Here is a 10755-nt window from a genome sequence, read left to right as displayed (position 1 = left end):
TGATCGATCCCCTCGATCGGCGGCATCCGCGGTTCGATCCCGCTGGCGAGGATCGCCTCGTCAAAGGGTTCCAGATCGCGCGCGGTGACAACGTGGTTCAGTCTTAGCGTCACGCCCGTCACGTCGATCATCCGACGGTAGTAGCGCAGGGTTTCATAGAATTCTTCTTTGCCGGGGATCTGTTTGGCGATATTAAACTGTCCGCCAATCTCGCTATGGGCGTCAAACAGCGTTACGTGATGCCCGCGCGCGGCGGCATTAATGGCAAAGGCGAGGCCAGCAGGACCCGCGCCGACAACCGCCAGATTTTTCGGCACAGTGGCTGTAACGATCGGCATTTTGGTTTCATGGCAGGCGCGTGGATTCACCAGACAAGAGGTGACTTTGCCGACGAAGATCTGATCCAGGCAGGCCTGGTTGCAACCGATACAGGTATTGATCTCATCCGACCGTCCGCTTTGCGCTTTTGACAGCAGTTCGGCGTCGGCGAGGAACGGACGGGCCATCGACACCATATCGGCATCGCCGCGGGCCAGAATGTCATCGGCGACTTTAGGATCGTTAATGCGGTTGGTGGTGACCAGGGGGATCGTCACATGACCTTTCAGCTTGCGCGTCACCCAGCTAAATGCGCCACGCGGCACCGGGGTGGCGATGGTGGGAATACGCGCCTCGTGCCAGCCAATACCGGTGTTGATAATAGTTGCGCCTGCGGCTTCTACAGCCTGCGCCAACTGGACTGTTTCCTCGAAGGTGCCGCCGTTTTCTACCAGATCGAGCATCGACAGGCGGAAGATAATAATAAAGTCATTGCCGGCACGCTGACGTACTGCCCGCACCACCTCGACGGCAAAACGCATGCGGTTGGCATACTCACCGCCCCATTCGTCGTCGCGCTGATTGGTGCGCAGGGTCAGGAATTCGTTGATGAGATACCCTTCCGAGCCCATCACTTCCACGCCATCGTAGCCCGCTTCTCGCGCCAGCTGCGCGCAGTGGGCAAAATCCTCAATCAGCTGCAGAACTTCATCGTGCGTCAGTTCATGCGGCGTAAAGCGGTTGATAGGGGCCTGAATGGCGGAAGGCGCCACCAGATGCGGCTGATAGCTGTAACGCCCGGTATGCAGGATTTGCAGTGCGATTTTTCCGCCTTCGTCATGCACGGCATCGGTAATCACGCGATGATGCGCGAGCTGGCTGGTATCGTTGAGCACCGCGCCGCCTTCCATACCCACGCCGGATAACGCTGGCGCAATGCCTCCGGTCACAATCAGAGCCACGCCGTGACGCGCGCGTTCGGCATAGAACGCGGCCAGCCGTTGGGCGCCATCGGGATACTCTTCCAGCCCGGTGTGCATTGAACCCATCAACACGCGGTTTTTAAGCGTGGTGAAGCCTAAATCGAGCGGGGCGAACAGCGACGAATAGCTCATAAAGGTGTCCAGTATGTAAAATTATTGTTATGTGGTCGGATGAGTTAATAATTTAGCCGTCGCAGCGTAAAAGGGAAAAGGGGAATGCCGTGATTGTGATGGGATTCAAAAAAGGAGTGGGGCCAGAGAATGATTCTGCCGGATGGCGGCTACGCCTGAGCCTACAAAGGACACGCTTTCGTAGGCCGGATACGCGCAGCGCCATCCGACAGGTATTACATCTGCTCCACGCTCACCCGTAATGCTGCCAGGGCTTTGCGTGTTGATCGCAACACCAGATCGCATTGCTCGATCGTTAACGTTAGCGGCGGTTCGATGCGGATCGTCTTGGCATTGTTCAGGGTCCCGGCGACCAACACCCGCTGGCGGAACATCTCACTGGCAAAGTTATAGCCGATTTCATTATCGACAAACTCAATCGCCATCAACATGCCTTTGCCGCGTACATCGTGCACCAGATCCGGGTATTCCCGCGCAAGCTGGCGGAAACCATCCAGCAACATATCGCCTTTCTGCTCTGCCTGAGCCGGTAAATTTTGCTCCAGCAGGACGTTAATGGTGGCCAGCGCCGCCGCACACGCGAGCGGGTTGCCGCCAAACGTAGTGGTATGCAGGAAAGGATTATCGAACAGGACGGAGAACACCTCTTCGGTGGCAATGGTTGCGCCAATCGGCATCACGCCTCCGCCCAACGCTTTGGCCAGACACATAATGTCGGGCTGCACGTTTTCGTGCTCGCAGGCGAACATTTTGCCGGTACGCCCCATGCCGGTCTGCACTTCGTCAAGGATCATCAGCGCGCCAAACTCATCGCAAAGTTTACGCACGGCGGTCAAATACCCTTGCGGCGGCAGGATCACGCCCCCTTCACCCTGGATAGGTTCGAGGATCACGGCTGCGACGTCGTCACCGGTCTTTTTACATTCGCTGAGCATGGTACGCATCGCGTTAGTATCGCCAAACGGCACATGACGGAAGCCCGGCAGCAGCGGCATAAAGGGTTTACGGAAGGTGGATTTCGCCGTGGCGGACAGCGCGCCCAGGGATTTACCATGGAATGCGCCGCTGGTGGCGATAAATGTAAATTTACCGCGTGGCGATTGATACGCTTTCGCCAGCTTCAGGGCGGCTTCAACCGACTCGGTCCCGCTGTTACAGAAAAAACTGTATTTCAGCTTACCGGGCGCCAGTGCGGCGAGGGTTTTTGCCAGCATGGCCCGCAACGGGTCAAGTAACTCCTGGCTGTGCAGAGGTTGTTTCGCGAGTTGATTCTGTACGGCGGAAACCACGACTGGATTACGGTGCCCCACGTTGAAAATGCCAAAACCACCCAGGCAATCAACAAACTCCTGTCCCTGGGTGTCGACAAGCGTATTCAGGCTTCCCGCTTGCCACTCTACGGCTCCGTAATCCCCGCCTGCAGTTACAGATTTTCGATACTCTAAGAACCCCGGATTGACATGCTCCTTAAAGTACTCAATCACCTCTCGGTTTAATGATTTCATTTCCTCATGATCAAGCGTGCGCTTTTCGATGAGATTCAGTGCGTGTGCGCTGCAGGCCAGGGCCGATGCGCTGGAAGGTAACCTGTTCAAAATATGCTCCCGGAGCTGGCGTATCACATGATACTGATTTAAGTATTGCAGGGATTGCGCCATTCCGGCGCGCTTAGCAAAAATCGGGATAAACACCAGGAAACATCTTATTTGCGCAACATTTAATGCCAGCATTTAACATTTGCTGGCATTTTGCCCAGATTTGGCACCTGAAAACAGATCGAATTAACGCGTATTTGCGCTAAAAATGGGCAATGTTTGCACTGTCACGGTGCGGGGGAAGACGTGTAATTGAATAGTTACTTAATGAAAGTATTTTAAATCAACGAATTAGAATGCGTACAGATTTTGAGGTTTAATCGCAAATTGCGATCTAAATCAAATTTAACAACTAAAGATAAAAAGATTATCGCCGAAATAACATAAGCCGAAAGAGTTAACAACCAGATAACCTGCACAGGACGCAACCATGTCTTCTCATCCCTACGTTAGTCAGCAAAATACACCGCTGGATGATGATATCACCCTCATGTCCACCACCGACTTACAAAGCTATATCACTCATGCGAACGATACCTTTGTCCAGGTCAGCGGCTATCAACTGAATGAATTGCTCGATAAGCCGCACAACCTGGTTCGTCATCCGGACATGCCAAAAGCGGCGTTTGCGGATATGTGGTACACCCTTAAACAGGGTGAGCCATGGAGCGGCATTGTGAAAAATCGGCGTAAGAATGGCGATCACTACTGGGTGAGGGCCAACGCGGTGCCGATGGTGCGGGAGGGGCGAGTGACCGGGTACATGTCGATTCGCACCCGGGCAACTGACGAAGAAATTGCGGCAGTAGAGCCTTTATATAAGGCGCTGAATGAAGGACGTTGCAACCGACGTATTCATAAAGGGTTGGTGGTACGCAAAGGCTGGCTGGGTAAACTCCCGGCACTGCCTATTCGCTGGCGGGTACGCAGCGTGATGGCATTGATGTTTGCCGTACTGGCGACCGCATTGCAGCAAACGGGCGCCGAATGGCCGTTACTGTTGATGAGTGCGTTGGTAATGCTGCTGGGGACGGCTATTTTCGAATGGCAAATTGTGCGTCCCATCGAGAATGTTGCTCGTCAGGCGTTGAAAGTGGCGACCGGTGAGCGCAACAGCGTATCGCATCTTAACCGCAGTGATGAACTGGGTTTGATGCTGCGAGCGGTGGGGCAACTGGGGTTAATGTGCCGTTGGCTCATCCATGATGTCTCCAGCCAGGTGAGTTGTGTGCGCAGCGACAGCGAAACGCTGGCAAAAGGCAGTGATGATTTGAACAAGCATACGCAGCAGACCGTGGAGAATGTGCAGGAAACGGTGACCACCATGAATCAGATGGCGGCGTCGGTGAAACAAAACTCTGAGACCGCCGCCGCGGCCGATAAACTCTCGATTGCTGCCAGCAGCGCGGCAACACACGGCGGCGAGGCGATGGATATCGTCATCAAAACCATGGATGATATTGCCAACAGCACTCAGCGGATCGGCACCATTACCACGCTGATTAACGATATTGCTTTCCAGACCAATATTCTGGCCTTGAACGCCGCCGTTGAAGCCGCGAGGGCGGGCGAGCAGGGCAAAGGTTTCGCCGTAGTGGCGGGAGAAGTGCGTCATCTTGCCAGTCGTAGCGCCAGCGCGGCCAATGATATCCGCAAGCTGATTGATGCCAGCGCCGATAAGGTACAGTCCGGCTCCGATCAGGTGCACGCCGCGGGGCGTACGATGGACGATATTGTGGCGCAGGTGCAAAACGTCACTCAACTGATCGCGCAAATCAGCCACTCAACGCAGGAACAGTCCGATGGTCTTTCCAGCCTGACTCGTGCGGTGAATGAACTGAGCAGCATTACGCAGAAAAACGCTGAACTGGTTGAAGAGAGTGCCCAGATTTCCGCGATGGTGAAACATCGCGCGGGTCGTCTGGAAGATGCGGTCACGGTGCTGCATTAATCTTAACCACAGCAGGCGCAACGCCGGACACGGGTTCCGCCTGCTGCGCAGATTAATCTAACTGAGTAATGTCCAGCGCGGCGCGATCGATAATACCAATGATTTTTTTGATCTGCGCCTCGCTGGTATCACCATGATTGACGCGTAGGTCCAGCACAGCTTTGAAGTTCTCCAGCGCGCGTTTCATCTGTGGGTTTTTACGTAATTCAAAACCCACACAGCGGGCTTTAATACGTTCGTGGATATGTTCCAGATGTTCGCGGTTCTCATCCAGCCACTGCAGACCTTGAGTCGTGATGGCAATCTGCTTACGCCCACCTTCCTCGTCGCTGATGGCGATCAGGGCTTGATCCTGCAACAGATCCAGCGTCGGATAGATAACGCCCGGGCTCGGGGTGTAGTTACCCTGAGTCAGGGTTTCAATCGCTTTGATCAGTTCATAGCCGTGGCTGGCGTCGCGGGTCAGGATATCCAGAATCACCAGGCGTAATTCGCCGTGACCAAAGAAGCGCTGCCGACGACCACCGCCGCGACCGTGGCGGTGTCCGCATCCTTGTTCATGGCGATGTTCTTTGTTACAGCCTTCGTGGCGATGCTCTTCACCTTTGCAGCAGCCTGCATGGTGCTCACTGTGGCGGCTTTCGTGGTGATGTCCTTCACCCTTGCAGCAGCCTTCGTGTTGGTGCTCTGTCTGTTTACAGCAATCTTCATGATGGTTTTGCATCATCGTCTCCTGATGTGTTTTAGATATATCTAATTTATATCTAAATGTTGTTTTTACGCAAGTCGACAAATTCAATATTGTTTAATTTATTGATTATTATCTATTTTTATAAGGTCTGTGATGGCTGGTAATCACAATGTGGCTATATCAAAAAAGTGCTTGCAATCTTTCTGATTAGCAATCATTATCATTTAAAAATAAATTTAGATATATCGTATTATCTTCACGAAGGCGAAAAAATGACAAAAAACACCTCACGTTACCCACAGCGCGTTCGCAATGAACTGCGCTTCCGTGAACTTACCGTCCTGCGCGTAGAACGTATTAGCGCGGGTTTTCAGCGCATCGTACTGGGCGGTGATGCGCTGGACGGTTTTAGCTCGCACGGCTTTGATGACCATACCAAGGTCTTTTTCCCGGAGCCGGGCAGCCATTTTGTGCCGCCTGTTGTCACCGATGAAGGCATTGTCTGGGCCGAGGGTGTGCGTCCGCTCTCCCGTGACTACACGCCGTTGTATGACGAAGCGCGCCATGAGTTGGCGCTGGATTTTTATATTCATGACGGTGGCGTGGCGAGCACATGGGCGATGAATGCTCGCGAGGGTGACAAGCTGACGATCGGTGGTCCGCGCGGTTCTTTGGTGGTGCCAGAGGATTATGCGTATCAGGTTTACGTGTGTGATGAATCAGGAATGCCCGCGCTGCGCCGACGGCTGGAGTCGCTCAGCCGTTTAGCGGTACGCCCGAACGTAACGGCGCTGGTAAGCGTGCAGGATGCGGCGTATCAGGACTATTTTGCCCATCTCGACGAGTTTACTATTCAGTGGTTTATCGGCCATGACGAACAGGCGGTGAACGAACATTTATCGCGGCTGAACGTGCCCGCAGACGATTATTTCATCTGGATTACCGGCGAAGGCAGGGTGGTAAAAAACCTCTGCGCCCGCTTTGAAACCGCGGCGTTCGATCAGCAACTGGTGCGCGCAACGGCTTACTGGCATCAACGCCGTTAATCAGTAATTCGATGGCGGCACGCCAAACGCCTGGCGAAATGCATAGCTAAATGCCGCGGTGCTGGAATACCCCACATCCAGCGCCACGGCAGTTACGCTTTTATTTTTCTTCAGCATTAATACGGACTCCAGAATACGCATTTTTTGCTTCCAGACGCTGAAGGGCAATCCGGTTTCTTTTTTGAAATGCCGTGAAAAGGTACGGGCTGACATGCCCAGATGCTGCGCCCAGTATTCAACCGAATGCTCCAGCGCCGGGGATTCCTGAATTGTCCGGCACACTTTGGTTAATTCGCGATCGTGCGGCCAGGGTAATACAAAAGCGACTTCCGGGAGCTGCAGAATAATATCGACCAGAACACTAACCAGCTTGCCCTCTTTTGACTGGCTATCATAATGGCCCGAAATTAAATTGGTGGCGTAATGAATAAACTCTCTGGCGAAATCACTGATCGCCACCACTTTACATTCATTAATGCTCTCTTCAAGAAAACCCGGCTTAATATCCAGATTCTCTAAATGCACATCATCCAGTGCCCAGACCGCATGTTCGGTATTATTGGGGATCCAGATGCCATAATGCGCCGGGATTATCCAGCATTTGCCGGCAACATCAATTCGCATGCTGCCTTTACGGGCGAAATGAAACTGCATAAAAGAGTGCGAATGCTGCGGAACATGATGGTTGGCTTCCAGGACATAAGAACGAAAGTACACGTCCTGCGGCAACTCCGTAATGGAGTTATCGGGGAATGAATTCCACTGTTTTTGCGCGAGAGTCTCCATAAATAAATCGTCAATGCTCCCGGTGATATGTCCGCTATTCGATAGATCTTGTCCGCAGATCATAATACATACATTCAGTTTTCCATAATAATCTTGCGTAACGATTTTTAGCCCACTTTGGTAAATACCATGAACACGCTTTGTTCAGATGCTGTCATCGTCAATGAAACAAATGATAACTGGACCCGAATGGGGAAAGAGCTACTTTCGCAAGCGGATATCCAGATTAATGGCTCTCGTGCCTGGGACATTCAACTTCATCATGCCGGTTTCTTTAAGCGGGTACTGCAACAAGGCTCGTTAGGGCTGGGCGAAAGCTATATGGAAGGCTGGTGGGACTGCGAGCGGCTCGATATTCTGTTCTGTAAAATTCTCAAAGCAAAACTCGACCAGCAAATGCCGGGCAACCTGAAAGATATTTTACGCATTGCCAGCGCTCGCCTGTTTAATTTGCAGTCGCGGAGCCGCGCGTGGATTGTCGGCAAAGAACATTATGATATTGGGAACGATCTTTTTGCGCTGATGCTGGATCCGCATATGCAATATTCCTGTGGTTACTGGAAAGACGCGACCACATTAGACGATGCGCAAAATGCCAAATTAAAAATGATTTGTGAGAAGCTACAACTCAAACCGGGTATGCGTTTACTCGATATCGGTTGTGGCTGGGGCGGACTGGCGGAATATGCAGCGCGTCATTACGGCGTGGCGGTAGAAGGCGTCACTATCTCTAAAGAGCAGCAGAAAATGGCGCAACAGCGCTGTGAAGGACTGGACGTTAATATTCTGCTGCAGGATTATCGTGACCTCGATAAACACTACGATCGCATTGTCTCCGTGGGGATGTTCGAACACGTCGGGCCGAAAAACTACGACACCTATTTCAGCATCGCCGACCGTTGTTTAAAACCGGACGGGCTGTTCCTGCTGCATACCATTGGCAGCAACAAAAAGGGGATGAGTGTCGATCCGTGGATCAATAAATACATTTTCCCGAACGGTTGCTTACCGTCGATATCGCATATTGCCGAGGCCAGCGAATCACGCTTTGTAATGGAAGACTGGCATAACTTTGGCAGTGATTACGATAAAACGCTGATGGCCTGGCATGAGCGTTTTAATCAGGCATGGCCGGAGCTGTCTTCACGTTACTCCGCCACCTTCAGAAGAATGTTTAATTACTATTTATGCGCCTGCGCTGGGGCTTTCCGCGCCAGAGATATTGAGCTTTGGCAGGTACTGTTTAGCCGCGGCGTCGAGGGTGGCCTCCGCGTTTATCGTTAACGTTCTGCCTGATGCGCGAAGCGCATCAGGCATTTATCACTTAACCCAACTCACTCTCCGCCAGCGCTTTAAATACCATTGCGACGGCATGCGCCCCGGGATCCATATTACCCAGCAAACTTTCGCTGCTCAGATACGATGCGCGACCCGCATTGGCTTTGCTCGACAAACAGGTTCGTTCGGCCCCGGCTTGCGCGGCGTCAAAAGCGGCATGCAGGTTGTCCGGCTGCGCCAGCAGTGAGATCAGCGCGGGTTGCAGTGCATCTATCATGGTGCGATCGCCTTCGTCTGCGCCGCCGTAGAACTTCATCTGATCCAGACCCGCATTCAGCGCTTCGGCAACGTTAGCTCCCTGTTCCAGTTTCTGCCCGGCGGCGGTAAAGAAAATAGACATCAGCACGCCGCTGGAACCCCCCATCACCACGGTCAGGCGTTCGCCAATCAGCGCGAACAGCGTGGCAAGGTCATCCAGCGGAAGCTGCTGACGCTGCAGCAGACTGGCAATTTCACGCGCGCCGGCGGCAAAGGTTGAACCCGTATCGCCATCGCCGACTTTGGCATCCAGCGCGTTGAGATGTGCTTCCAGATTGGAAAGCGTTCCGGTGACCTGCTCCACAATTTCAGCGACCCGCGCGTTGGCAGAGGGCTGGAATTCCACGCGCGCGCTACGCTGGGATGGTGGCGCGTAGCTGATTTCACGCGGTGGGACGGGAGTCGGCCAGTTGCTGGTTTCCACTTCGGTCAGCAGCGCTTTTTCGATGCTCTCTTCCAGCACGATGGCCGTTAGTGAGAATCCTTTCATATCCAACGCGGTGACCAGCGAGGCCGGACCAATCAGCCAGTCGATGCGTGGGGATAGCGGACTGCTGGCCAGTTCGCGGGTGATAATGGCCATTTCCGCAACGGATACGCCGCCAAGATTGTTAATCATCATCGCCACTCTGCCGGTTTCAGGCAGGACCGTCAGCAGTTTATCCACCATCAGGTTCACCACCTGCGCGCTGTTTTGGGTATCAATAACCGAGGCCCCCGGCTCGCCGTGAATGCCCATGCCCAGCTCAGCATGACCCGGATGATGGCGTGGCGCGGCGTCGGTTTCTTGCGGCAGATGACAGCTGGAGAGGGCGACGCCCAGGCTGAAGGTGTTGTTGGCTGCGTACTGCGCTTCACGCAGGACGGTGGCGAGGTTGTAGCCGCGTTCAGCGAAATAGCCGGCGATTTTATGCACCAGGATGGTTCCCGCAATGCCGCGTGGGTGTTTGTTATCCGGCAGGGAGATGTCGTCACCGACTATCAGCATTTCAACGTTGTAGCCCAGGCGTCGCGCTTTCTCGGCGGCGAGACCGAAGTTAAGACGGTCACCGGTGTAGTTCTTCACGATCAACAGACAGCCAGCCTCACCGGTCACTGCCTGAATAGCGGTCAGTACCGCATCCACGCTCGGGGAGGCGAACACGTCGCCGCAGACCGCCGCAGTCAGCATACCTTTGCCGATAAACCCAACGTGTGCGGGTTCGTGCCCTGAACCGCCGCCGGAGATCACCGCCACGTTATTTTTGTTAAGGTCGCGGCGAACCACGACGCGAATGGCCGGATCGCTCTCCAGACGCGCCAGGTTATTCCACGGGCTGGTGATAATTGCACCGTCGATCACGTCGCTCACAAGCTGAGTGCGTTGGTTAAAAAAGAATTGAGACATAACGGCTCCTCGAGGTTGAGTGTAAGACAAACCCCCGAATGCATGTTCATGGTGCGGAGGCGATAGAGAGATTCTGGCGAAGTCAGCATGGAAAAAAACAACGCGAAAATGAGTTTCATTACGAAACGTGATTGCTGTTTTTTGTTCCGAAATGAAACTTAATTAGGCGAGAAATCAGCACAATGCGAACTCGCTCGACTTTTTTCTTCTGCGATCAGAGCAGGCCACACGGCGCGGCCAGCCTTTTTTTGCGGGTTTTTACGCAGGGTG

The 10755-nt window shown here is 53.5% G+C and carries 8 protein-coding genes; 3 read left to right on the top strand and 5 right to left on the bottom strand.

Annotated features, from left to right (window positions below; all coding sequences use genetic code 11):
- Positions 1 to 1433: NADPH-dependent 2,4-dienoyl-CoA reductase (locus KQJ18_RS08925; protein WP_216421842.1), on the bottom strand; the 1433-nt coding region annotated here is incomplete at its 3' end.
- A gap of 215 nt (positions 1434 to 1648) precedes the next feature.
- Positions 1649 to 3028 (bottom strand): putrescine aminotransferase, encoded by a 1380-nt coding sequence (gene ygjG / locus KQJ18_RS08920; RefSeq protein ID WP_216421841.1) that lies wholly within the window; start codon positions 3026 to 3028, stop codon positions 1649 to 1651.
- 430 nt (positions 3029 to 3458) lie between these two features.
- Between ygjG and KQJ18_RS08915 the strand changes: the two genes are divergently transcribed.
- Positions 3459 to 4979 (top strand): PAS domain-containing methyl-accepting chemotaxis protein, encoded by a 1521-nt coding sequence (locus KQJ18_RS08915; protein ID WP_216421840.1) that lies wholly within the window; start codon positions 3459 to 3461, stop codon positions 4977 to 4979.
- Positions 4980 to 5031: 52 nt separating this feature from the next.
- Here the strand turns inward: KQJ18_RS08915 and KQJ18_RS08910 are convergent, their stop codons facing one another.
- On the bottom strand, positions 5032 to 5706 hold the full coding sequence (locus KQJ18_RS08910) for a PadR family transcriptional regulator (RefSeq protein ID WP_216421839.1): 675 nt from the start codon (positions 5704 to 5706) through the stop codon (positions 5032 to 5034).
- 236 nt (positions 5707 to 5942) lie between these two features.
- Here KQJ18_RS08910 and KQJ18_RS08905 point away from each other — a divergent pair, with 236 nt between their 5' ends.
- Positions 5943 to 6716, top strand: coding sequence for a siderophore-interacting protein (locus tag KQJ18_RS08905; RefSeq protein WP_087856866.1), 774 nt, complete (start codon positions 5943 to 5945; stop codon positions 6714 to 6716).
- On the opposite strand, the gene KQJ18_RS08900 is transcribed toward KQJ18_RS08905, so the two are convergent.
- Positions 6717 to 7565 (bottom strand): helix-turn-helix transcriptional regulator, encoded by an 849-nt coding sequence (locus KQJ18_RS08900; protein WP_038634037.1) that lies wholly within the window; start codon positions 7563 to 7565, stop codon positions 6717 to 6719.
- A 66-nt stretch (positions 7566 to 7631) separates the two neighbouring features.
- On the opposite strand from KQJ18_RS08900, the gene cfa reads away from it, so the two are divergent.
- Positions 7632 to 8786, top strand: coding sequence for a cyclopropane fatty acyl phospholipid synthase (gene cfa / locus KQJ18_RS08895; RefSeq protein ID WP_038634036.1), 1155 nt, complete (start codon positions 7632 to 7634; stop codon positions 8784 to 8786).
- A 40-nt stretch (positions 8787 to 8826) separates the two neighbouring features.
- Here cfa and KQJ18_RS08890 read toward each other — a convergent pair whose 3' ends face one another.
- Positions 8827 to 10485, bottom strand: coding sequence for a glycerone kinase (locus KQJ18_RS08890; RefSeq protein WP_216421838.1), 1659 nt, complete (start codon positions 10483 to 10485; stop codon positions 8827 to 8829).
- Between the last annotated feature and the right edge of the window lie 270 nt (positions 10486 to 10755).

Origin of the sequence: Citrobacter sp. S55_ASV_140 (assembly GCF_018919505.1) — a bacterium.
GTDB classification, from domain to species: domain Bacteria; phylum Pseudomonadota; class Gammaproteobacteria; order Enterobacterales; family Enterobacteriaceae; genus Citrobacter; species Citrobacter werkmanii.
This window is presented reverse-complemented; position numbering and strand designations above follow the sequence as displayed.

Coding starts and splice junctions, on each gene's coding strand:
- KQJ18_RS08905 (WP_087856866.1), top strand. CDS start 5,943: ATGACAAAAAACACCTCACGTTACCCACAGCGCGTTCGCAATGAACTG.
- KQJ18_RS08890 (WP_216421838.1), bottom strand. CDS start 10,485: ATGTCTCAATTCTTTTTTAACCAACGCACTCAGCTTGTGAGCGACGTG.
- KQJ18_RS08910 (WP_216421839.1), bottom strand. CDS start 5,706: ATGATGCAAAACCATCATGAAGATTGCTGTAAACAGACAGAGCACCAA.
- cfa (WP_038634036.1), top strand. CDS start 7,632: ATGAACACGCTTTGTTCAGATGCTGTCATCGTCAATGAAACAAATGAT.
- KQJ18_RS08900 (WP_038634037.1), bottom strand. CDS start 7,565: ATGATCTGCGGACAAGATCTATCGAATAGCGGACATATCACCGGGAGC.
- KQJ18_RS08915 (WP_216421840.1), top strand. CDS start 3,459: ATGTCTTCTCATCCCTACGTTAGTCAGCAAAATACACCGCTGGATGAT.